Source organism: Parapedobacter deserti (assembly GCF_042646065.1).
Classification (GTDB): domain Bacteria; phylum Bacteroidota; class Bacteroidia; order Sphingobacteriales; family Sphingobacteriaceae; genus Parapedobacter; species Parapedobacter deserti.
Map to the genome: position 1 here is coordinate 818,701 of NZ_JBHRTA010000038.1, position 24,214 is coordinate 842,914.

The window sequence follows — 24,214 nt, forward strand, 5'->3', positions numbered from 1 at the left end:
AATGACTAAACCAAAATTGTTAGCCCTGTACTTGCTGTGGCATGTATGTGGGCTTTGCACCGCGCATGCCCAGCATCAGATCACTGGTGTTGTGGTTCATGCCAACGACGGAACACCATTGACCGGTGTGAGTGTAAACGTCAAAAACACCCAGAACACCGTTGCCACGGATGAAGATGGCCGATATTCCATCAATGTTTCGGAGAGCCGTGGTATCTTAGTGTTTACCTATGTGGGCTTCAAACCCAAAGAGGAGTCAATCGGGGGGCGCCCTATAGTCAATATTGAACTGGAGCCAGACGAAGATATGCTCGATGAGGTGGTGATTGTGGCCTTCGGCGAACAAAAGAAGGAAAGCATGGTCAGTTCCATCACCACGGTGAATCCCAGGGAACTGAAGGGACCTACAAGCAACCTTACTTCGATGTTAGCGGGAAGGGTGTCAGGTATGATTGCTTATCAGCGCAGTGGAGAACCCGGTGCGGATAATGCACAGTTCTTCATCCGTGGCATCACCAGTTTCGGGTCTGGCAAGATCGATCCACTGATCTTGATCGACGGCATGGAATCCACGGCGGATGCATTGGCACGTCTCCAGCCGGATGACATTGCCGGGTTTTCGGTGTTGAAAGACGCGGCCGCAGCCTCGCTTTATGGTGCGAGGGGAGCCAATGGCGTCGTCTTGGTCACCACCAAATCAGGTGTAAACGACCGGACACGTTTTAACTTCCGTTTCGAAAACTCCATTTCCAACAATACCACGAACTTCCGGCTCGCCGACAACATTACCTATATGAAACTGGCTAACGAGGCCGTGCTCACCCGCGATCCAATTGGGCCGCTGCCATACAGCCAAAACAAAATCGACCAAACGGCAGCCGGCGAAAATCCATTGCTTTACCCCAGTAACGACTGGATAGGGATGCTGATCAGGGACTACACGGCGAACCAACGGTTCAATATGAACGTGAATGGCGGCGGTCGGGTTGCTCAATTTTATATTTCAGGCACCTACAATAAGGATAATGGAATGTTGAAGACAAACGATAAAAATAACTTCGATAACAACATTGACCTCAAAAATTACGAGGTGCGTTCCAATGTCAACGTACTACTGACGCCTTCCACGGAGGGAATCGTGCGGACATCAGGGAACTTCACTGACTATACCGGGCCCATTGGCGGTGGGTCTGCCGTCTTTCGGAGCGCGACCACGGCCAATCCAGTGCTGTTCCCTGCCGTCTTTCCGGCTTCCGATATATCGTATGCCAACCATCCGCTGTTCGGCAATGCCCCACGGGGCAATAATAATAATTCGGTCTATGCCAACCCATATGCTTCCATGGTGTCCGGTTTTCAGCAATACAACCGCACCCAGTTGAACGTACAATTGGAAATCAAGCAGGATTTTAACTTCCTAGTCGAAGGGTTGAGAGCCCGTTTAATGGCGTTTACGCAACGGCATTCTTATTTTAGTTTGGAACGGCAATACAACCCGTTTTACTATTTTGCTTCGCCGAATAATTTTTCGCCTTCCGGTTACTCGCTCCAGTTGTTGAATGAAGAGAGTGCCACGGAATATCTTAATTATAACGAGGGAGACAAAATCGTAAACACTACGGCTTATCTGGAGACCGCCATAAATTATCATAGAACATTCAGCGAAAAGCACGATATCAGCGGCATGCTGATCGGGATTTTCCGAAATCACTTGAACGGCAATGCGGGCAGTTTGCAGCTCTCGCTGCCATTCCGTAACCAGGGGCTCTCGGGTAGGTTTACATATGGCTATGACAATCGATACCTGTTTGAGGCAAATTTCGGTTTCAATGGATCGGAACGGTTCGCAGAAAACCATCGTTTTGGCTTTTTTCCGTCGGCAGGTGCGGCATGGAATATCAACAACGAGCGGTTCTTCGAGCCGCTGCTACCCATCATATCCAAGCTCAAGGTGAGGGCTACCTACGGATTGGTGGGCAACGATCAAATAGGCGACCCCGACGACCGGTTTTTTTACATGTCTAACGTGACATTAAATGACCATAGCCGGCGGGCGGTATTCGGCGAGAACTACAGTTACATACGTCCGGGTGTCTCCGTATCGCGGTATACCAACGATCAAATCTCCTGGGAAAGAGCTTATAAGACGAACATCGGCATTGATGTGGGGCTCTTCAATCGCTTGAATATGGTTGTTGATGTGTTTCATGAACGCCGAACCAATATTCTCATGGTACGCAGTTACATCCCGACTACCATGGGATTGACAGCTCCTATCGCTGCCAACGTGGGTGAGGCGGAGGGAAAGGGGGTGGACGTCGAGCTTGATTACGGAGCGAATTTCCGCCGCAATTGGCTTAGGGTACGGGGTACATTTACGTTTGCTACCAATCGGTTGCTGGTCAATGAAGAACCGGAGTACGCCGAAAACATGTATTACCTTTCGCGTGTGGGGCATTCCCTGTCCCAGTATTACGGATTGATTGCAGAACGGCTTTTCATCGATGATGAAGACGTAAAAAATTCACCGCCACAAGCCTTTGGTGAAGTGCGTGGCGGGGACATCAAGTACCGGGACTTAAACGGAGATGGACAGATCACTAACCTTGATCGAGTCAATGGCCTCGGTTTTCCAATGATGCCTGAAATCATTTACGGAATGGGATTCTCCTTCGGCTCGGAAAATTTTGATGTCAGTGCCTTCTTTCAGGGATCGGCCCGGTCATCACTGTTCATTGATCCAACAGCAATCAGTCCTTTTGTGATGGATGGTGCTAACCAAAATGGATTGTTGCAGGTCATTGCCGATGACCATTGGTCCGAAACCAACCGCAACAGTTACGCGTTTTGGCCTCGGCTTAGTGCCACGGGTAACAACAACAACAACCAACCCTCTACGTGGTGGATGCGCAACGGCGCGTTCGTGCGGTTGAAATCTGTCGAACTAGGTTATAACTTTACCGGTAAGGCCTTGCAGCGGATGAAAGTGAATGGGTTACGCCTGTACCTCAACGGTGTCAACCTGTTCTTGATTAGCAGCTTTAAGATGTGGGATCCCGAGCAGGGTAGCAACGGGCGCGACAGCGACCGGTTGGGCAGTAATGGGTTGGGATATCCGCCCCAGCGAATTTTTAATATCGGTGTCAATGTACAACTATAATCATCCGAAAGCAAGGTATTATGAACAAGAGCAAACTGATTGAGCTACTACTGATCATCCCATTGATTTCGGTACTGGCAGCCTGCCAAAACTATCTCGACGTCGTGCCTGACAATGTGCCGACCATGGAACATGCTTTTTCCAACCGCAATGAAGCCGAAAAAGCCCTGTTTACGTGCTATTCTTTCCTTCCCAATGAAGGCAATCCCGATTACAACCCCGCATTCAACGCAGGCGATGAAGTATGGACCTACTGGCCGATGACGGAGGATTATTTCTCGTTGGATTCCTACAACATTGCCCGAGGGTTGCAGAATAAGGCTTCTCCCTTGATGAATTATTGGGATGGGTATAATGGTCGTTCCATGTGGCAAGGTATACGAATGTGTAATATTTTCATGGATAACATCGATAATGTGCCCGATATTGCTGATTTCGAAAAGCAACGTTGGATATGCGAAGCCAAATTTTTGAAGGCATATTTCCACTGGTATCTTTTCCGCATGTATGGTCCCATTCCGATCGCTGATGAAAATCTGGCAATTACGGCGAGTCCGGAGGATGTAAAGGTAGTTCGGCAACCGGTCGACTCGGTGGTCAATTACATCGCATCGTTGCTTGACGAATCTGCTGCGGGCGACGATTTTACTGGATTGCCGTTGACCATTACCAGTCGTGCAACGGAATTGGGTCGGGTAACCAAAGTCGCTGCGTTGGCTATGAAAGCGCGATTGTTGGTTACAGCGGCCAGCCCGTTGTTCAATGGAAACACTGAGTATCAGACTTTGGCGAATCACGATGGGACGCCCCTCTTCAACGACACGTATGACCCCGACAAATGGGTGCGTGCAGCTGATGCCTGCCGATTGGCCATTGAAGCCGCTGAAGCGGCTGGTGTACAGCTGTACACCTTCAGCTCTTCACAGATAACACTCAACGATGCACAGAAGCAAGAGATGAGCATACGTAATGCCGTTACAGAAAAATGGAACAACGAGCTGATTTGGGGGGCGACCAACGATGATATCGGTAATGCGCGTCCGAGTTATTGGATTCAGTTGTTTGCCTGCCCACAGCTTGATCCCGGTGTGACTAACCTCAGCCTGAAGGGTAAATTTGCACCCACACTGAGGATGGCTGAACTGTTCTATACGGCGAATGGTGTACCCATTGAAGAAGATAAAACATGGGATTATAACAGCCGGTATGAGTTGCGCGCCACAACCAGCGATGATGTGGGCATGCAACCAAACTACCAGACTGTGGGGCTGCACTTCGGGCGTGAACCGCGCTTCTACGCCTCCATTGCCTTCGACGGCTCCACTTGGCTGATGCGGAACGGGACATTCAATATTCGAAGCAAACTAGGGCAGCACAGCGCCAAACGGCAGAGCCGAATATATTCCGTAACCGGCTATTATACCAAGAAAGTCGTCAACTGGAACCTAGTAGCTACCTCAAACCAGGTTACGGTAGAGCCCTATCCTTGGCCAATCATGCGGTTGGCCGACCTTTATCTGTTATATGCGGAAGCGCTCAATGAAAGCGAGCGTTCCGAGGAAGCACTGCCTTACATCAACAAGGTACGTGAGCGCGCCGGCTTGAGTTCCGTTGAGCAGGCTTGGTCGGAATATTCCACCAATCCCACCAAATACACTTCGGTGGCTGGACTGCGGACTATTATCCAACAGGAGCGGGGCATTGAACTCGCATTTGAGGGGAGTCGATTCTGGGATCTGCGGCGGTGGAAGTTGGCAACACGCGTTTTGAATGCTTCGGTATACGGCTGGAACATTGAGCAGTCGACCTACGAAGACTACAACCGTCGATTGGTACTTTTCAGGCAATCATTTGATAATTTACGCGACTACCTATGGCCGATCCACGAAAATGCGCTGCTGATCAATCCGAATTTGGTACAAAACCCCGGCTGGTAATCCAGTGGGGACTAAGAATGGCGACTAAAAATAAACCGACGATGAAATCACAACAGACCATCTTTATTGCATGTTGCATGTTTGCTATCGCAAGCGTGCTTGCTGCCTGCGAAGATACCATACCCGGCCCAATAGACAACGACGGCGTTCCGCCGGGTCCGCTAAGCGAAGTCAGCGTCACAAACTTACACGGTGCAGCGAAGATCAGTTATCAAGTGCCATCAGACCCCGATCTCCTTTATGTCAGGGCGGTGTATACCACTAAACAGGGTGAAGTCCGTGAAACCAAAGTTAGCCGGCATCATCACAGCTTGATTGTGGAGGGTTTTGGTGATACCGATGCCTATGAAGTGACGCTACACGCCGTGGACCGTGGAGAAAATGCCTCGACGCCTGTCCAGGTAACGGTCAATCCAAAGCGGCCGCCTATGCAGCTGGCGCGCGATAGCTTGGAGGTAATTCCGACATTTGGTGGTATCAGCGTTAATTTTAAAAACGCCACAGCAGACAACCTTGCATTTGTGGTATTGGCCAACGATTCGCTGGGCGAGTTTGTGCCGCTTCATACGTATTATACCCGGTTGATGAATGGCGAGTTTGCGGTCCGTGGTCTTCCTTCAGAGGAAACCCGTTTTGGGTTGTTTGTCCGGGATCGATGGAGCAACCTTTCTGATACACTTTATTCCTTCCAAACACCATTATTTGAAGTTCAGTTGGACCGCACTCGCATGCGGCCATACACGTTGCCCACCGATGCTCCTTTGGGATACAGCGGTAGGGTTGAGGCTTTGTTTGATGGGGTCATCGGCAACAGCGGGGGCTACTACCACACGGGCGATGCTGCGCTCATGCCTCAATGGGTCACCTATGATATGGGCGTCCAGGCAAAGTTGAGCCGGATGAGTTACTTCATGCGGGAAGGGTTTTATTTTTCGTTGCATAACCCGCGCGTAGTCGAAATCTGGGGATCGAATAATCCCGATCCGGACGGAAGTTTCGACAGTTGGGAGTTGCTTGCGACCCATGAACAGGTTAAACCTTCTGGGTTGCCATCCGGGCAATTGTCCCAAGACGATATAGCCGCTGCACAGGCAGGGGAGACAATCATCTTCCCGATCGATGCCCCGGAGGTGCGGTATATCCGGTTCAAGACCCTGCGCAACTGGTCAGACGGCACGTATGTGAATTTTAATGAAATCATGATGTGGGGTGCGCCCGTAAATTAATGACGATAAACTAGTAGCTATGAAACGAAAACTGTTATTTGGCTGTTTACCGGTTGTGTTGATGACAGCGCTGTTTGCGTCCTGCATCAAGCAAGATGCCTACAAAAAATTCTTGGAAGGGGGAGAAATCAGTTATGCCGGTCGAGCGGATTCCGTTATTGCACGGTCAGGCAATGGACGCATCCAGCTGTCAATCATCCTTGGCAATGACCCAAATGTTAATAAGGTGAGGGCCTTTTGGAACGACCGCCGTGAATCTGCGGAGATGCAAATACCTGAAAGCGGTAACAGAGACACCGTCCGCATGGTCATCGAAAATCTAGCCGAAGGGACCCATAATTTTGTGGTTTACACATTCGACAATAAGAACAATTCCTCTGTTGCAGTCAATGTTACTGGTGACGTTTATGGAGAAAATTATGTAAGTACCCTTTCTAATAGAATGCTGGGCGAAATACGTTATTCCAGTGACGGAAAAAAACTACAACTGCAGTGGGAAAGTTCGCCTCCCAGCGAGGTATATACCGAAGTGCATTATCAGGACCGGAACAACCAGAGCCGTAGCTTAACGGTTTATCCCGAGGAGACTTTAACGGAAATTGAGAACTATAATGAGGGCGCCGGAATCCAATACCTTAGTTTTTTCAAACCGGATTCAACAGCATTTGAGCTTTTCTTTTCTGAGATGGCCTCGGTGGAAATTCCCAAGTTTGAGCGTCTGCTTGATAAGGCGAATTTTAAGGATTTCTCCCTTCCTACCGATGTCAAAGATGGTGGCTATGGCTGGCTTATCGAATACCTATGGGACGAAAACTACGACCCGCCTGGGTTCGCCACGCAGTCGGGCATACCGCAGTGGTTTACGTTAGATCTCGGGGTCTCTACCTCGCTTAGCAAGTTCAAAATCTGGCAGGCAAATGACCGCCTTTACGAAAAGGAGAGTGTAAAGAAATTCGAGGTATGGGGCAGTGAAAATCCAGACATGAACGGTAGCTGGGATAGCTGGACGAAGCTCATGACCTGTGAATCTGTTAAACCATCTGGCTTGCCGGTCGGAGAACGGACCAGCGCAGATATCGAATATGCGCGGGCCGGTGAAGAGTTTGTTTTCCCGGTAGGCACGCCAAAAATACGTTACCTTCGTTTCAAACTGTTAGAAAACTGGGGCGATTCACATTTTATGACCATTGCGGAACTCTCATTTTGGACAAGCGAACGATAATTCATGAAATCACGTAAAGGGATACTGTTACAGCTTTCGTTAACGGTGGCGATCGCCACTTCGGCACTGGCTCAAGAGAAGCGGCCGGTTGATTATGTAGATCCATTTATTGGCACCTCCAATTCACGGTGGATGCTATTCCCCGGTGTTACCATGCCCAATGGAATGGTAAAACTAAGCCCAGATAACCAAGGCGAAGGATGGCAAGGCGGCTATGAATATTCCATAGGCAGTATTCATGGCTTCAGTCACCTACACGGCTGGACTATGGGTGGACTAATCACGATGCCGGCCAACGGAGACTTGGCGCTTAGGCCCGGCCGTCCCGACGAACCTTTTCGCGGAGCGCATGCAGGCTACCACTCGCGTTTTGACCATAAGGATGAGCGAGCATTTCCGGGATTTTACGAGGTTTTTCTGTTAGACCCCAAGGTGAAAGTCGAGCTCACGTGTACCAATCGGGTAGGCTACCAGCGTTATTCTCTCCCGAAAGATAGCAGTAACCGCGTCATTATAGATTTAGCGGTTCCTGCCGAATATCCTATTCGATTGAATGATGCAAAGATTACAAAAATTAGTGACACCGAGATTTGTGGTTACTCCCGCACCACAACCAGTGGTTTCAACGACTACACGCTTCATTTCGTCATGCAATTTAATAAGCCCTTTGCCGAGTTCAACCGCTTTGGAGACCGGGAAACAGGCGCTTATGTAACTTTCCCGACGTCAAAAGAAGAAGTAGTTATGCTGCGCACGGGCATATCGTTTGTCAGCATCGACCAGGCCCGTTACAACTTGGAGGAAGAAAGCCGTCCCTTTGGATGGGATTTTGACGCGCTGGTTGATCACAACAGGGAAATATGGAACAACCTGCTGAGCCGGATCGAAGTAGAAGGGGACAACGAAAGTGATAAAGTGAAGTTCTACACGAATCTCTACCGCTCATTCACGGCCAAGATGACGATGAGCGATGCCAATGGCATGTATGTGGATGCGTGCGAAACACCGCAACAGCTCGGCAAAGCGGGTGATGTTATGATCGGGGGCGACGCCTATTGGAACTCCTATTGGAACCTCAATTTATTGTGGACGCTGGTGAGTCCCGAGATCGTGGAGCAGCTTATCGGTACCCAGCTGGAAATGTTCCGTAAAACGGGGTGGCTGTCAAAAGGGCCGGCCGGAATAGAATACTCCGGTATCATGGAAGGTTCGCACCAAATGGCTTTAATGACCAGTGCCTACCTTAAGGGTATCATAAAGGAGGATGCGGATGATAGTTATGCAGCCATGAAAAAGACAGTCACCGTTGAGCCTAGCCCTACCTGCGGCGGTTATCCGGGAAATCCGCTAATCTCAACCTACGCGGAACTGGGTTACGTTCCTGTGGAAAAAGGGGTGGTATCCAAAACATTGGATTATTCCTTTGATGATTGGTGCGTTGCCCAAATGGCACATTTTCTTGGAAAGGAATCAGACTATGCGTTTTTCTTGGAACGATCGAATAATTGGAAGCACGTGTTGGACCCGCGAACCCGGTACGTCCGACCCAAACATGCCGATGGCAGTTGGCTGGCCGACTTCGACGTTTTTTCCGGCAATCATTTCGTTGAAGGTAATTCCTGGCAATATTCGCTGTATGTTCCCCATGATATCCCGGGCTTAATAGAGTTGATCGGAAGAGATGAGTTTTTGAAGCGTATCACCCATGGTTTTAAGAGGTCCGAACCTCATAAGTTCACTGCCCATGCCTTTGACCGTACTGACGGTGGTTCAGCAGAATATTACATTAACCATGGCAACCAGGTGAATATGCAGGCCGCTTACCTTTTCAATTACGCTGGTGCCCCTCATCTAACGCAATATTATACCCGGAAGATTTTGGATACGTTTTACGATACCTCTCCTTATGTCGGCTGGAATGGCGACGAAGATGAAGGGCAGATGGGTGCTTGGTTTGTTATGAGCTCCCTTGGACTTTTCGAGATGAATGGTGGTACATCGCCCGATTTACGGGTGGATATTACAAGCCCTTTATTTAAAACGATCAAAATAAAATTGGATGACAACTACCACCAAGGCAAAGCGTTCGTTATAAAGACTTATAACAATTCAGCTGCCAATGTCTATATCCAGTCCATCAAACTCAACGGAAAATTGATGGATAAAAATTACATCAGTTTTACAGATATCAGTAAAGGGGGGATACTTGAATTACATATGGGGGCATTTCCGTGATGTCGGCAGCATCGAGCGCGTTTTGCCGTGCATGCGGCTCTGCTTCGAGCAGATCCAATGGGCGGGCGGCAGCAGAATCCGGTTTTAGAGTGAAAAATTAAGCTACTTTCAAATGGTTTTGTGTTTAAAAACACAAAACGATATATATGATGAACTATGACACAAAATCTAATTATCCTGAAGACACAAGAAGTAAGGCTCGTATGGTGCACTGCCCTCCTGTTGATCTGTTGGCTGCCCTGGGCCGGCTTAGCGTACGCCAAACGCACTGTTGCCGGCACAGTAAGTCCGACTGACGTATCGCTGAACAATCCGGATGCACAGGTAATTTGGCAAATCGGGACACCTGATGGAAGCGCCAAAGAATTCGCCCTTGCAGAAGGAGACTATGAAAAGTTCCTGGACCATGACTTTGGATGGGAAGATCGCTTTTTTATCGTGGGAAAATCAAACCCTAAGCAGGATTTTCCATATGTCTTGCCCGGACCTGATGACGCATGGGGCGGCACCAGCCATACAGCCGGTATACGAACGCATGTTCTAAATGTACTTTTCCGTATGAAATCCACCCCGCAGCAAGGCGAATGGAAGTTGATTGTTGATGTATTGGATACTCATGAAGAACATCCGCCTTATTTTAAGGTGACGGTTAATGGGCAATCATGGCGGTTCGAGCTGCCAACTGGGGCAAGCAGTGCGTCCTTACGTGGAGACTACCGGAAAAGTCTGAAGCACACGATAGAAATTCCGTTGGAAGCGGGCCTGATAAAAAACGGAGGAAATGAAATCAACCTAACTATCCTTGAAGGGTCCTGGCTCATTTTCGATGATATCAGGCTGGAAGGCCCGCAACACGCGGAGTTGGACGAAGAAATCGGGGGCGCATACCTGCGCCGCGTAGCGGTGGCGGATTACCATCTGCCGACGCCCGAAGTACAACCGCTCCTGGTAGACGTGGAGCATTTGGAAGGCGCGCCAAACATCCGCGTAGAAGTGGATGGAGCGACCATCCTGGAACAAATACTGGAGCAAGGCCGCTATGTTTTTGAAGCACCGATGCCAACTGTTGCAGCTGAACAAAAGAGCAGTTACAAAGTAGTCATAGGCGGCAAAACGGTTGATGAAGGCGTCATCATCCGCTCTCCACAGAACGTCGTCAACGCCGCTGATTACATCGATACCCGTATGGGAACGGCGCACTCGCGATGGATGATTGCTCCGGGCCCGTGGATGCCGTTCAGTATGGTGAAGCTAAGCCCCGACAATCAGAATCCGGGATGGCAGTCGGGTTACGATCCATCTTTCGAAAGTATCGGTACGTTCAGCCATATCCACGAGTGGACGATGGCGGGATTGGGAATTATGCCCACAAACGGAAGGCTAAAAACCAACATAGGCGATCAGTCGGTATCTAAAAAAGACAGCACCGCTTACCGGTCATCATTTGACAAATCCACTGAAGTGGCCGACGTTGGCTATTACAAGGTGGAACTTTCTGATTACGGCATACAAGCGGAACTTACGGCAACAACGCGGTGCGGCTTCCAGCGCTATACTTACCCCGGGGGTACGGATTCCCGCGTGATGATCGACCTTAAGATTCCAGCGGAATACCGGTACGATGTCCTCGACAGCAGGATTACGAAGGTAAGCAGCCGGAGGATAGAGGGGTACAGCAAGCAGCAAACAAAGCGCGTTTGGTCGAAAGACAGTGATCAGGACTATATCGTGTTTTTTGTCATTGAGTTCGACCAGGAAATGACCAATTTTGGGGGCTGGGTAAACGATAAAATCGTATTCGATGAGGAGGTCACTGCCCAGAACCCCGAAAGTTTGGGGTACTTTGCAGAGTTCGATACGCGAAGCAATCCCGTTGTACAAGTGCGCTCTGCTATTTCCTACGTAGATATGGCAGGTGCCCGAAAAAATCTGGAAGAAGAGGTGATACAGCCATTTGGCTGGGATTTCGATGCGGTGCGGGAACATAACCGTCAAGCTTGGAGCGACATCCTCTCGCGTATCGATATACAGACGAACGACCAACGGGAGAAGGTCAGGTTCTATACCAATGTGTACCGCTCCTATTGCCGCAACACGTTCAGTGACGTGGACGGACGTTGGGTAGACGCGACCGAAGTGATCCAGCAGTTTGACGATCCGGATGCGGTTGCCCTGGGTTGCGATGCGTTTTGGAATACGTTCTGGAACCTTAACCAAGTTTGGAATTTGGTTACGCCTGAATGGTCGTCTCGCTGGGTCAAATCCCAGTTGGGAATGTACGATGCCAATGGGTGGCTGGCCAAAGGGCCGGCGGGAATGGAATATGTACCGGTGATGGTCGCCGAACATGAAATTCCGCTGCTCGTCAGCGCATACCAGATGGGTATAAGGAACTTCGATACGGAAAAGATGTTTTCCGCAGTCAAAAAAATGCAGACTACATTGCCTGAGAAGGTTGGCGATGGGCTCGCGGGCAACCGTGACCTGGCGGCTTACCTGGAACACCAGTTTGTGCCAGCCGATAAAGGGCGGTTCTCCAATACGCTGGAGTATTCCTACGATGACTGGACAGTGGCGCAATTGGCGAAAGCCATGGGGAAACAAGCGGATTATAAGGTCTTTATGGAGCGGGGCAGCTGGTGGAGGAACGCCATTGATTCGGAAACGGGTTATGCACGTATGCGCTACAGCAACGGGGAATGGGAGCAAGATTTCGATCCCTTTACATCGGGACGCAATAAACATTACGTGGAAGCGAACGCTTGGCAAATGACGTTCTTTGTGCCCCAGGATGTGCCGGCTCTTGCGGAGGTGATCGGTAAAGACCGGTTCATCGAACGGCTTACCTGGGGTTTTGAAGCCAGCGAGCCGCTTCGCTATAATGCACCGGGCGATCAGTATTGGGATTATCCCGTAGTACAGGGAAACCAGCAATCCATGCATTTTGCCTTTCTTTTCAACTGGGTGGGGCAACCCTGGCAGACGCAGAAGTGGAGCCGCTCTATTATTGACCGCTACTACGGGTTTGATGTAGCCAATGCTTATTTAGGCGATGAGGATCAAGGCCAGATGAGCGCTTGGTTTGTTATGGCCGCCCTGGGGCTATTCCAGATCGATGGCGGCGCCCGAGACGAGCCCATTTATGAAATTGGCAGCCCGATTTTCGAGCGTGTTGATATCGACCTAGGAGAACAATACGGTCGGGGCAAACGATTCACTATAATAGCAACCAACACGTCAAGGAAGAACCGCTACGTGCAACAGGCCCGGCTCAACGGAAAGCCTTTAAATAATTTCTGGTTTTCGGCGTCCGAGCTATTGAAGGGTGGGCAGCTTGAACTGGTCATGGGCGCCGAGCCCAATCCGGATTGGGGCACGGCAACTCATCCTCCTGCGAGTAACTGAAAAGGAAACCAATAAGCGTTATCATGAAAAGCATAGCAATATTGATGATCGTTGCCGCAGCCCTGTCGGCCTGTGGTGGGACATCTGGGAGGCACCGTGCGCTGGCCGAACAGATAAAACGGGATACCCTCATGCAGACCATAAAATCCATGGCGCGGGAGACGGTAAAATCCGGATTCAATGCGGGTGACGGGTATGATGAGGTATGGATCCGAGATTACAATACCTTCATTACGCTGGCGACGGAATTGCATCCAGCGGAAATGATCAAAGAGAACCTGCGTGTATTTTTCCGTCTGCAGGGGGAAGATGGGAATATTGTTGACGGATTTATACCGAAAGCGAACGCCCACAGCTCCGAGGGCGGCTATGCCTATGTCCACACGCCGTTGGAACCTAACTATGCTGGGCACAAAAATACGGTAGAAACCGATCAGGAGAGTTCACTGGTGCAAGCCGTATATCGGTATGTGGTGAAGGCGGGCGACCATGCGTTCTTACGTGATACCGTTGGTGGACAGACCGTCGCCCACCGGCTGGAGCGCGCGATGGATTTCCTCATGGCACAGCGATATAATCAGGAATATGGATTGCTGTGGGGAGCCACCACGGCCGATTGGGGGGATGTGCAGCCGGAACATCCCTGGGGCGTTTACATTGATGAAAATACCCACTACGCCATCGATATTTATGACAATGCCATGTTCCTGATTGCGCTAGATAATCTGATGGAACTTTTGCCGGAAACGCGTGAAAAATGGAGGCCGATCCGTGGCGAGGTAGCGGGTAATAGCATGACACACCTTTGGGATACCGCGCGGAATAAATTCAAACCCCACATCTACTTGGACGGATCTCCCTTTCCGGAAGACTTCGATGAAGCGGAAGTGTATTACCACGGCGGTACGGCGGTAGCTATTGAAGCAGGATTGCTTTCCAAGGAACAGGTGAAGCACGCGTTTGACCGTATGGTGGCCAATATGCAGGCATCCGGCGCTGCGACCATCGGGCTGACCCTGTATCCACCCTACCCCGAGGGAAGTTTCAAAAACAAAGGAATGTATCCCTATGGTTATCAGAACGGAGGCGATTGGGATTGGTTTGGAGGCCGGATGATCCAACAGCTTATCCGCAATGGCTTCGTGGCCGAAGCCTATGATCAGATACAACCGATGTTGCGCCGGGCTGTTGATCACGGTGGATTCTATGAATGGTATACCGTAGATAACCAGCCCCGCGGTTCAGGTACCTTCCGCGGGGCTGCCGGCGTACTCTACGATGCCATCGTGATGTTTGAAGATTTTGCATCTACAGATCGGTGATATTCTAATTAATGCTTAAGTTTAAGGCGAATATGACCGTAAATAATGGTCATAAGCCGCCGTTGCGTAATACATATATTTAAATAAACAGTTTAATTTTTTTTAGTGAATGGAATTGAAAGGAATCAGTGATCTATCGGAAACAACGGGGTCGGAGCGCACCGCAGCGTTGCGCAAAACGAAGCAGGAAATTATGCCGGCTGAAATGCAGCGAACGTATAGCGATGGGTATGACATTTATCCTGTCCATCCGTTGGGCAATGGGAAAATCCAATTCGGCTACGACACGCTGGCGCAATGGGTGGTGGAACAGAAAACGGTGGTCATCGATGGTTATGTTGGTAATTTCTGGGATCGTATCGCCGCCGACCTAACTGCTGAACTGGAAATACTGGGGGCTAAAACGAATGTGCACCATATGCATGATTTCCTGAAGCCGGAAGCAGATATCGAGCAGCTCGTGAAACCCTTTTTAGGAAGCGAAGATTCGGTGTGGGGCACGAAAACCTCGCTTGACCTCGCTGATTTCTATCAATTGGACGCCTTAGCAAGCCATAACCCTCATCCAGGCGACACGGTCAATATCCTAATCGGCACGGGTGCCGCCTTATGCGGATGGGATGCGTCGGTGATATATATCGACCTGCCTAAAAATGAATTGCAGCACCGCATGAACGCCAGCGCGATCACGAACCTGGGAAAGTCGGTTGCTGACAAGCCGACAACGATGTATAAGCGGTTTTACTTTGTGGATTGGGTGGTTTGCAATAAGCATAAAGAATCGTTGTTGAGCCGCGTCGATGTGCTGGCAGATGGGCAGGGCATTGACTGGATCACGTGGGCGTATATGCCGGATATGCTAACCGGCTTGAAATCGCTCTCCCGATCGGCGTTCAGGCCGCGCCCGTGGTTCACACCGGGGTCGTGGGGCGGCCAGTGGATAAAGGAGCATATCCCTCAGGTTAATCAGGAAGAATCCAACTACGCGTGGTCGTTCGAGCTGATCGCGCCTGAGAACGGGTTGGTTTTCGAGAGTGGCGGCTTCTTGCTGGAAGTATCGTTTGATTGCTTGATGGTCGTTGCCGGATCTGAGGTTTTGGGTAGGCATCACGCTCACTTTGGTAACGAATTTCCGATACGATTTGATTTCCTTGACACGTTTGATGGGGGGAATCTGTCCATTCAATGCCACCCGTCATTGCCTTACATCCGTGAGCACTTCGGCGAGCAAATCACGCAGGATGAAACGTATTATATCCTGGACTGTGCACCGGACGCAAAAGTGTACCTCGGATTTCAGGAAGACATCGATCCCGTAGAATTTCGCGAAGTTTTGGAAAACAGCCTGGAAAATAATACAGCGGTGGCCATTGACAACTATGTGCAAACGTTCCCGGCGGCAAAGCACGACCTTTTTTTAATACCTAACGGTACGGTGCACAGCTCCGGGAAAAATAACCTGGTGCTCGAAATCAGCGCGACACCGTATATTTTTACGTTTAAAATGTACGATTGGCTGAGCAAGGACCTGAACGGTGATCCCCGGCCGATCAATATTGAACACGCCTTTAAAAACCTAAGGTTTGACCGGAAAGGAAAACGGGTAGCTGAGGAACACATCGCCAAGCCGTATGTCTTGGCACAAGGTGACGGTTGGAAAACCCTTCATCTGCCCACGCATGAAGACCACTTTTACGACGTGAACCGGCTCGAATTTGAGGATGAAGTAACCGTGCAAACCGAGCAGGTCTGCCATGTGCTGATGCTGGTGGAAGGTACGGAGCTTTCCGTACGGATAGGCGACCAGCAAACGGTATTCCGATACGCAGAAACCTTCGTAATCCCGGCTGCGGTACCGCAGTATACGCTGGTCAACATTGGCGGGGGAGTGGCCAAGGTAGTGAAAGCGTTTGTCAAGGACGGCTATGGATCAGCGTCATAAACTTCCAACGATCCTGTGGATTTCCTGTGGAGTAGCCGCACTGGGAGGTTTTCTCTTTGGATTTGATATGGCCGTGGTGTCCGGTATACTTCCATTGCTTACCGAGCAGTTCGCGCTTTCCGCTTTCCAGCAAGGCTGGTTTGTCTCCTCGGCGCTGGTGGGTTGCATCGTGGGGGTGGCCATGTCTGGCGAGCTTGGCGACCGGTATGGCCGCCGCCGCGTATTGGTGCTGTCTGCCATCTTATTCCTGGTGTCTGCGCTAGGGTGTGGGTCGTTGCCTGCCTTTTCGTCGATTGTCGCATCGCGAATCTTGGGTGGCGTAGGTGTGGGCATTGCATCGAGCATGGTACCCCTGTATATTTCCGAGATCGCTCCCGCCCGGGTCAGGGGCCGGTTGGTAACATATTACCAGCTGGCTGTAACGTTCGGCATCCTCGTAGCGTATCTCAGCAATGCATTCCTGCTACAAACAGCGGTAACCGACATCATAGGAAACACACCCGGATGGCTTGGTGTCTGGTTCAATGACCAAGTGTGGCGGGGCATGTTTATCGTTGAAGCATTGCCTGCCTTGGTGTTTTTGCTTGGGTTACTGGCTATTCCGGAAAGTCCGCGGTGGCTTATCCAAAAAGGACGGACGGCTACTGGCGCGGCCTTGCTCCACCGGTTTGTCGGTGCAACGGAAGCAACGGCGGATTTGGAAAACAGGCGACAGGATGGGGGGCAGCACCGTTCGTCGTACCGGGAGTTGTTTTCGCCACACTTGCGCAAAGCGCTCCTCTTGGGATTGCTCTTACCCTTGTTCTCGCAATTCTGCGGCATCAATGCGATTATTTACTACGGCCCGAGCATATTGAGCTCTGCTGGGGTGAGTTTGTCCAGCTCGTTGCAGAGTCAGATCATTTTTGGTGTCGCTAATATGGCCTTTACGCTGATCGCGGTATGGAAAGTGGATAAGCTGGGAAGAAGGCCGCTTTACCTCATCGGCACCTCCGCGTCGGCGTTGAGCCTGTTGGTAGCGGGCTACTGTTTTTATGCGGGGAATACACAGGGAATGCTGTTGCTTGTTGCGGTCATAATTTTCCTGGCAAGCTTTGCGTTTTCGCTGGGCCCACTGAAGTTTGTTGTCGCCGCTGAGATTTTTCCGGCCCATATCCGTGGGCGGGCAATGGCACTCAGTATCATGGTGATGTGGATAGCCGACACGATCATCGGGCAGTTGACGCCCCTGCTACTGGAGGGCATCGGCGCTGCCTTTACGTTCTGGCTTTTCGCATTATTTTGCGTGCTTGCCTTTGTGGCTGTATACCAGTTGCTGCCGGAAACCAAAGGTAAGTCGCTGGAAGAAATTGAGCGTCAATGGCTGGAGAAAAATGTAAACTCTTAATACGTATGAAATCGAAATTGCTATATCTTGGCTTGTGGAGCTTATGCACAATGTGCGCTTCGTGTAAGCGTACGGAAAAAACGCGGCTTTCAGACTACGTCAATCCGAATATTGGAACGGCGCATTCGCGCTGGTTTTTTTATACACCTGCCGCTGTGCCGTTTGGGATGGCAAAGGTAGGCCCTTCGACAAACGCCCATTACGGCAACGAGCATGGCTGGGAAGCTGTGGGCTATGATTTCCGGCACGAGTCTATCGAAGGGTTTGCGAACTTCCATGAATTCCAAGTTGGCGGCGTTGTGTTGGCGCCCATCGTCGGAACGCTGAAAACCAGACCGGGGACGCTCGAAGATCCGGACAGTGGCTACCGCTCGCGGTTTGAGAAAAATGACGAGTATGCTACAGCTGGCTTTTACTCCGTGCGGCTGAAAGACTACGATGTAAGCGTTGACCTAACCGCCACAAAACGCGTCGCTTATCACCGCTATGTCTTTCCGGAGACCAGCGAGGCGCACGTCCTGTTTGACATAGGAAACCAACAGGGTGAAAGCGGCGCGGTAAAATCGGCCCATGTCACGCTGACCGACGGAAGGGTGGAAGGTTATGTGATCACTATGCCGGAGTACGTTAAGAAATACCAGGCGGGAGCTAATGTAGCCATGTATTTCTCGGCGGTATTGGACAAAGAACCGGTCGCTTGGGGTGCGTTTAACGGCGATTCGATCCGTCCGCGGGAAAACCAGGCCGACGGCGTCGGAGCCGGCTTGTACTTGACATTCGATACTAAAAAGGATGAAGCCGTCACCTTTAAAGTTGGACTGTCATATACATCCATTGCCAACGCCCGGTTAAATTTGGAATCGGAAGCTGAAGGGTTGGATTTTAATGGTGCTAAAAAGCAGGCCATTGATTGTTGGAACGACTACCTGGGCCGCATTACGGTAGAAGGAAAGAACGAGGATGAAAAGCGAAAGTTTTATACCGGACTGTTCCATGCATTGCTGGGGCGTGGCTTGGCGAGTGATGTCAACGGTGCCTATCCGATGAACGACGGCGGCATAGGCCAGATAGCGCTAGGTGATGATCGAAAGCCGATACACAATCACTACAATACCGATGCGATTTGGGGAGCGTTTTGGAACCTCACACAACTATGGGCAATGGTATACCCGGAGTACTATGCCGACTGGATACAAAGTCAGCTGCTGGTGTACAAAGATGCGGGTTGGTTAGGTGATGGCATAGCCAATAGCAAATATGTGTCTGGCGTGGGCACCAACTTCACCGGTTTGGCCATTGCTGCGGCGTACAGTGCCGGAATCCGCAACTTTGACATCGATCTAGCGTATGAGGCAGCACGCAAGAATGAGCTTTCATGGGAGGGTCGCTTGGAGGGGGCGGGAAAAATGGATGTGCGCCAATTTGTGGAACGGGGGTACGCACCTTATGTGGAGGTGCTCAATTTCGAGACAACCGACCGTGGGTCCGGTTTCGGCGCTTCGCACACGTTGGAATACGCGTTCAGCGCATATGCTGTCGCGCAGTTCGCTGAGGCGCTCGGAAAAGACCGAGACCATCGGCAATTGATGGAGCTCTCCCGGGCGTGGAGCCGTCTTTATGACGCGGAGTCTAAATTTATACGCCCCCGTGATGAAGACGGAAATTTCATAACTGACTTTGACCCAGCACAACCTTGGCGTGGCTTTCAGGAAGGTAACGCCTGGCAGTACACGTTTTATGTGCCGCATGATCCGGCTGGGCTGATTGAAATGCTGGGGGAAGACGTCTTCAACGCCCGGCTAGACAGTATCTTCACGGTTTCCAGGGAGCATATCTTCGGAGGAGGAAAGACGATCGACGCTTTTGCAGGCTTGTCTGGTCTGTATAATCACGGTAATCAGCCGAACTTGCACATCAGCTGGTTGTTTAATTTCTCGGGCAAGCCTTGGCTGACCCAGAAATGGACGCGGGCGATCGGTAAGGAATTTTACGGCGTTGGACCCATACATGGGTATGGGTTTGGACAGGATGAGGATCAAGGCCAGCTGGGCGCATGGTACGTGATCTCTTCCCTAGGCCTGTTTGATGTAAAAGGGTTGACCGACCTGAAACCCACGATGCAGTTTGGCAGCCCGATATTCGATCGGGCGACAATAAAGTTGGGTAGTGGGAATACGCTGGTCATCGAAACGGTCGGTAATGGTGATGATGACGTATACATTCAGTCGCTCGAAGTAAATGGAAGCAGGTACGAGAAGAACTGGATGTATTGGCAAGACCTGATAGAAGGTGGCAAATTGGTGTTTGAGATGGGGGAGCAGCCCAACACTGACTGGGGAACGGGCAGTCGGCCACCTTCGGTGGAATAGACGGCTCAACAGGATAAGATCCCCGCTTTCGATATCGTCAAATCGGATATGCCGTATCACTCTTCGTTTCCGATAAGATGAAGTAGCTCTGTACCGTCACAATATTGGGGAGTACCGCCAGCTTGTGGCGCAGGAAAAGGTGGTACTCCTCCATATTGGTCGTGGCGATTTTAAGGATGAAATCAAAGGATCCTGTCATTTGGTAGCATTCCATCACCTCATCAAACTGGGCCACACTGCGCTCAAACTCGCCCAATGTTTTGGCCGTGTGCTCCTTGAGCAGCACATGTGAAATGGCGATCAGCGTTTTGTCTATCTTCTTTCGGTCTACAATGGCTACAATACGGGTAATGTATCCCTGCTCCTTCAAGCGGCGAACCCGCTCGTGAATCGTAGCAGGCGATTTATTTAGCTTATAAGCCAATTCTTTGTTGGTCAACGTTGCATCACGCTGCAATAACCTCAACAACGCGCGGTCCGTAGGATCAAGTGTAATCGCTGTCATAATGTAACATTTTCGATTAAACGGCCTAAAATCCGGATTTTTTTTGGTTTTTTGGTATATTTACTAATTAATTTTCAACAGCACCGATTAATAAAAATCAATTTTCGATCAGCGGCGGGCATATCCTCCGGTGAATGTTCGGTTTTGCGGGCGATAATCGGAAAATTTCTGATTTTAATGCAATACGGTTGTATTTAAAAACTATAGGTTAGAGATTTGTTAAATGAAATCACCTCTCTTTATTTTAGCTTTATTGGTATTTTCCCTGACTGCTTTTGCACAGGGTGACGTTCGTTTCATGACTTATCCCGCACTCTCGCCCGATGGCAGCACCGTTGTGTTCAGCCAGGGTGGCGACCTTTGGAAAGCAGATGCCGGCGGCGGCCTCGCCACCCGGCTCACGGCGATGGACGGAAGCGAAATCAAACCACGCATCTCGCCTGACGGGAAGTGGCTGGCGTTTTCGGCCAACCAATCGGGCAACTACAATGTGTACTTGATGCCCCTTCAGGGTGGTGAAGTGGTGCAGCTTACCCATCATGAGGGGCATGACGAAGTGGACGGATGGAGTTGGGACAGCAGTACCATCTATTTTACGTCAACCCGGTACAACAGGTATAGCGCGTATAAAGTGACGATAAAGGGAGGGACGGCAGAACGGCTGTTCGGCCACTACTTCAACTTCATCCACGATGTTGCGGAAGCTCCTTCGGGCGAACTTTATTTCAGCGATACTTGGGAGAGCAAAGACCAAGCCCATCGCAAAGGATACAAAGGTCCGTTCAACCCGGATATCCAGTCGTATCACCCGGTTTCGGGCCAATACACCCAATACACGGATTATCCCGGTAAGGATATGTGGCCGACTATCGATAGGCAGGGCAATGTCTACTTCGTGTCGGATGAAAGCAACGGGGAATACAACCTGTATACGCTGAAAGACGGTAAAAAGACCCGGCTCACCAATTTCAAAACCTCCATCAAGCGTCCGTTCGTGTCGGCCAGCGGCGAGCGGGTTGTGTTTGAGCATGACTACCAGCTATATCTATTTGACGCCGCGGCAAAGCGGACGACCCCGTTGAACATCAGCATCCCACGGCACCACCTTCTGGAGCAACTCCGGGAATTTGACGTGAAAGATGCGATCAGCAATTTCGATGTGTCGCCGGACGGCAAAAAGATGGCCTTCATCTCAAGGGGTGAGCTGTTTATTTCAGACCCGGAAGGCAAATTCATCCGTAAAGTCGAACGTGGCAACGTGGAACGGGCTATGGAGGTCAAGTGGTTGGCCGACAACCGGACGCTGTTGTTCACGCAGACATCCGAAGGATTCCTAAACCTGTTCACCATACCGGCAGATGGTAGCGGCCCCGCTAAACAGCTGACCAGTGAACAACGCAACAACCGTGCGCTGGCCTTCAATCCCAAGAGAACGGCGGCCGTATACCTCAGTGGCAGGGACGAGGTAAGGCTGCTGGATTTAAAGACCTTCAAAAGCAATGTGTTGGTGACTGATGAGATATGGGCAGTGCAGAATGCCGAGCCCTCGTTTTCGCCAAATGGGGAGTATGTGCTGTTTACGGCATTCCGCAATTTTGAACAGGACATTTTCGTGCACCATATCGCGCGCAAGCAGACCCTAAACTTGACCAATACGGGAGTAACCGAAACCAACCCGATCTGGTCACCCGACGGGAAATATATTTATTTCACCTCGTCACCCACCAGGCCGGCCTATCCTTACGGCCTGCAGCAACCAGGTGTTTACCGGATGGCGCTCGACTTTTATGAGGGACCCTTCCGGAGCGATAAAGTGGACTCGCTATTTGCCACAAAGCCGGATAGAGAAGAGGCAAAGAAGCGGGCCGATGCGGATAAGAAACCGAAACTGGATAGCAGCAAAACGGGCGCCGACTCGCTTCGGCCTATCGCCATCAATACCCTTAGGCTGATGGACCGGCTGGAACGGGTCGGGCCTCCATCTGGAAGCCAAATGATATCCAGCATATTTCAGCGCGGGCAAAAAACCTATGTGTTCCTGACATCGACCCACGAAAATCTGCGCGGCGCTACATACCGCGTGGTGTATGAACCATTTGAACGGGAAAAAACAGAAAAGGTGATGGACGGACGGCTGTCTTCCATCATTAACGTCGGGAGCAAATACTACGGATTGTCCGGCGGCAAGGTGCATAGCTATAATGTCGATGCCAATAAGGTAACGCCGATTTCAAAGACATACAAATATACCCGGAACCTGCAGGGTGAGTTTGTCCAGATGTTTGAAGAAACGTGGGCCGGGATGGACGAAAACTTTTATGACGAGCGTTTCCATGGTAAGGATTGGAAGGCTATCCGGACCAGGTATGCGGCCTACGTGCCATATATCAACAACAGAGGGGATCTCCGCATACTGCTGAATGATATGCTGGGCGAACTCAATTCGTCACATGTTGGCTTTTCGTCGTCAGGGCCGGAGGAGCGGAACCCGGTCAATATGATCACGAACGAGACAGGTATTATTTTTGACGATCAGGCGCCTTACCGTGTAGCCCGCTCGGTTTATAATACGCCAGCTGCGTTGGCTGAAAAGGATATCCGACCTGGAGATGAATTGGTCAGTGTAAATGGCGTGGCCGTCGACCGGACAGTCGACCGCGACGTCTTTTTCACCTTCCCGTCGCTGCTCGATGAACTGGTGCTGGTGTTTGATCGGCAAGGGCAGCAACGGACCGTGAAGCTTCATCCCATCCGAAGCGCAACGCTCAAGGATCGGCTTTATGACGAATGGATCGCTGAAAACCGTCGGAAAGTGGATGAAGGGAGCAGCGACCGTATCGCGTACTCCCATATGAAAAATATGTCGAGCGGCGAATTGCAGGTCTTTTTGAAAGACATGATCGCACAGGAACACAAGGAAGGCATCATCCTCGATCTCCGGTACAACACGGGCGGAAATGTGCACGATGAGGTGCTGAAGTTCCTTTCGCAACGCCCATACCTGCACTGGCAATACCGTGGGGGTAAGCGATCGCCGCAGGGGCATTTCGCACCAGCTGCCAAACCGATCGTATTGCTGGTGAACGAACAGTCCTTGAGCGATGCGGAGATGACAGCGGCAGGCTTTAAAGCGTTGGGACTGGGTACCGTAATCGGCAACGAAACATACCGGTGGATCATCTTTACCTCTGGCAAAGGTTTGGTCGATGGATCAAGCTATCGACTGCCGTCGTGGGGGTGTTATACACTCGGCGGTGACAACATCGAGCAGGAGGGCGTGAAGCCGGATATGTTGATTAAGAATACGTTTGTGGACCGGATAACCGGGAAGGACCCACAGCTGGAAAGCGCCATTCAACACATCAATGGGCAGATAGGAAAGTAAGCGGTTGAATAAAAGTTAATGTCGTACCGGTTACTGATGTTGTTTTTGATAAATATTCGGTATATTGATGTATTATGTAAATAATTTACGATATATGCGTAATATCATTGCTTAAATGT

General features: G+C 50.5%; 12 protein-coding genes. 11 read left to right on the plus strand and 1 reads right to left on the minus strand.

The annotated features are described in order from the left end of the window. Position 1: 1 nt before the first annotated feature. The 10 genes from ACFOET_RS16040 to ACFOET_RS16085 all read left to right on the plus strand — a co-directional run bounded on the left by ACFOET_RS16040 (position 2) and on the right by ACFOET_RS16085 (position 20,205). Positions 2-3,160, plus strand: coding sequence for a SusC/RagA family TonB-linked outer membrane protein (locus ACFOET_RS16040; RefSeq protein ID WP_379024492.1), 3,159 nt, complete (start codon positions 2-4; stop codon positions 3,158-3,160). 20 nt (positions 3,161-3,180) lie between these two features. Beyond that, positions 3,181-5,097: a RagB/SusD family nutrient uptake outer membrane protein gene (locus ACFOET_RS16045; protein WP_379024494.1), complete on the plus strand. Its 1,917-nt coding sequence runs from the start codon at positions 3,181-3,183 to the stop codon at positions 5,095-5,097. Between the two features lie 41 nt (positions 5,098-5,138). Continuing rightward, positions 5,139-6,323 carry a DUF5000 domain-containing lipoprotein gene (locus tag ACFOET_RS16050; protein WP_379024496.1) on the plus strand — a complete coding sequence of 395 codons (1,185 nt, stop codon included), beginning with the start codon at positions 5,139-5,141 and terminating at the stop codon, positions 6,321-6,323. A 19-nt stretch (positions 6,324-6,342) separates the two neighbouring features. Then, positions 6,343-7,545, plus strand: coding sequence for a DUF4998 domain-containing protein (locus ACFOET_RS16055; protein ID WP_379024498.1), 1,203 nt, complete (start codon positions 6,343-6,345; stop codon positions 7,543-7,545). Positions 7,546-7,548: 3 nt separating this feature from the next. Next, entirely contained in the window at positions 7,549-9,780 is a 2,232-nt protein-coding gene (locus tag ACFOET_RS16060) for a GH92 family glycosyl hydrolase (RefSeq protein WP_379024500.1), read from the plus strand. Positions 9,781-9,936: 156 nt separating this feature from the next. After that, positions 9,937-13,185 (plus strand): GH92 family glycosyl hydrolase, encoded by a 3,249-nt coding sequence (locus ACFOET_RS16065; protein ID WP_379024502.1) that lies wholly within the window; start codon positions 9,937-9,939, stop codon positions 13,183-13,185. Between the two features lie 23 nt (positions 13,186-13,208). Next, positions 13,209-14,507 (plus strand): GH36-type glycosyl hydrolase domain-containing protein, encoded by a 1,299-nt coding sequence (locus tag ACFOET_RS16070; protein WP_379024504.1) that lies wholly within the window; start codon positions 13,209-13,211, stop codon positions 14,505-14,507. A 109-nt stretch (positions 14,508-14,616) separates the two neighbouring features. Continuing rightward, positions 14,617-16,449: a class I mannose-6-phosphate isomerase gene (locus ACFOET_RS16075; RefSeq protein WP_379024506.1), complete on the plus strand. Its 1,833-nt coding sequence runs from the start codon at positions 14,617-14,619 to the stop codon at positions 16,447-16,449. Then, positions 16,433-17,836, plus strand: a complete 1,404-nt coding sequence (locus ACFOET_RS16080) for a sugar porter family MFS transporter (RefSeq protein WP_379024510.1) — start codon at positions 16,433-16,435, stop codon at positions 17,834-17,836. The genes ACFOET_RS16075 and ACFOET_RS16080 overlap by 17 nt, the downstream gene beginning before the upstream one ends. A 5-nt stretch (positions 17,837-17,841) precedes the next feature. Then, the gene (locus tag ACFOET_RS16085; protein ID WP_379024512.1) at positions 17,842-20,205 is read left to right on the plus strand and encodes a GH92 family glycosyl hydrolase; all 2,364 of its coding nucleotides are present in this window, start codon (positions 17,842-17,844) and stop codon (positions 20,203-20,205) included. Between the two features lie 37 nt (positions 20,206-20,242). Here ACFOET_RS16085 and ACFOET_RS16090 read toward each other — a convergent pair whose 3' ends face one another. Then, on the minus strand, positions 20,243-20,710 hold the full coding sequence (locus ACFOET_RS16090) for an Lrp/AsnC family transcriptional regulator (protein ID WP_379024514.1): 468 nt from the start codon (positions 20,708-20,710) through the stop codon (positions 20,243-20,245). 223 nt (positions 20,711-20,933) lie between these two features. Here ACFOET_RS16090 and ACFOET_RS16095 point away from each other — a divergent pair, with 223 nt between their 5' ends. Further along, the gene (locus tag ACFOET_RS16095; protein ID WP_379024516.1) at positions 20,934-24,095 is read left to right on the plus strand and encodes a S41 family peptidase; all 3,162 of its coding nucleotides are present in this window, start codon (positions 20,934-20,936) and stop codon (positions 24,093-24,095) included. Positions 24,096-24,214 lie beyond the last annotated feature (119 nt).

What these genes read in the sequence shown, in the direction of transcription:
- ACFOET_RS16075 (WP_379024506.1), top strand. Translation starts at nt 14,617, where the DNA reads ATGGAATTGAAAGGAATCAGTGATCTATCGGAAACAACGGGGTCGGAG.
- ACFOET_RS16040 (WP_379024492.1), top strand. Translation starts at nt 2, where the DNA reads ATGACTAAACCAAAATTGTTAGCCCTGTACTTGCTGTGGCATGTATGT.
- ACFOET_RS16090 (WP_379024514.1), bottom strand. Translation starts at nt 20,710, where the DNA reads ATGACAGCGATTACACTTGATCCTACGGACCGCGCGTTGTTGAGGTTA.
- ACFOET_RS16050 (WP_379024496.1), top strand. Translation starts at nt 5,139, where the DNA reads ATGAAATCACAACAGACCATCTTTATTGCATGTTGCATGTTTGCTATC.
- ACFOET_RS16060 (WP_379024500.1), top strand. Translation starts at nt 7,549, where the DNA reads ATGAAATCACGTAAAGGGATACTGTTACAGCTTTCGTTAACGGTGGCG.
- ACFOET_RS16095 (WP_379024516.1), top strand. Translation starts at nt 20,934, where the DNA reads ATGAAATCACCTCTCTTTATTTTAGCTTTATTGGTATTTTCCCTGACT.
- ACFOET_RS16065 (WP_379024502.1), top strand. Translation starts at nt 9,937, where the DNA reads ATGACACAAAATCTAATTATCCTGAAGACACAAGAAGTAAGGCTCGTA.
- ACFOET_RS16070 (WP_379024504.1), top strand. Translation starts at nt 13,209, where the DNA reads ATGAAAAGCATAGCAATATTGATGATCGTTGCCGCAGCCCTGTCGGCC.
- ACFOET_RS16055 (WP_379024498.1), top strand. Translation starts at nt 6,343, where the DNA reads ATGAAACGAAAACTGTTATTTGGCTGTTTACCGGTTGTGTTGATGACA.
- ACFOET_RS16080 (WP_379024510.1), top strand. Translation starts at nt 16,433, where the DNA reads ATGGATCAGCGTCATAAACTTCCAACGATCCTGTGGATTTCCTGTGGA.
- ACFOET_RS16045 (WP_379024494.1), top strand. Translation starts at nt 3,181, where the DNA reads ATGAACAAGAGCAAACTGATTGAGCTACTACTGATCATCCCATTGATT.
- ACFOET_RS16085 (WP_379024512.1), top strand. Translation starts at nt 17,842, where the DNA reads ATGAAATCGAAATTGCTATATCTTGGCTTGTGGAGCTTATGCACAATG.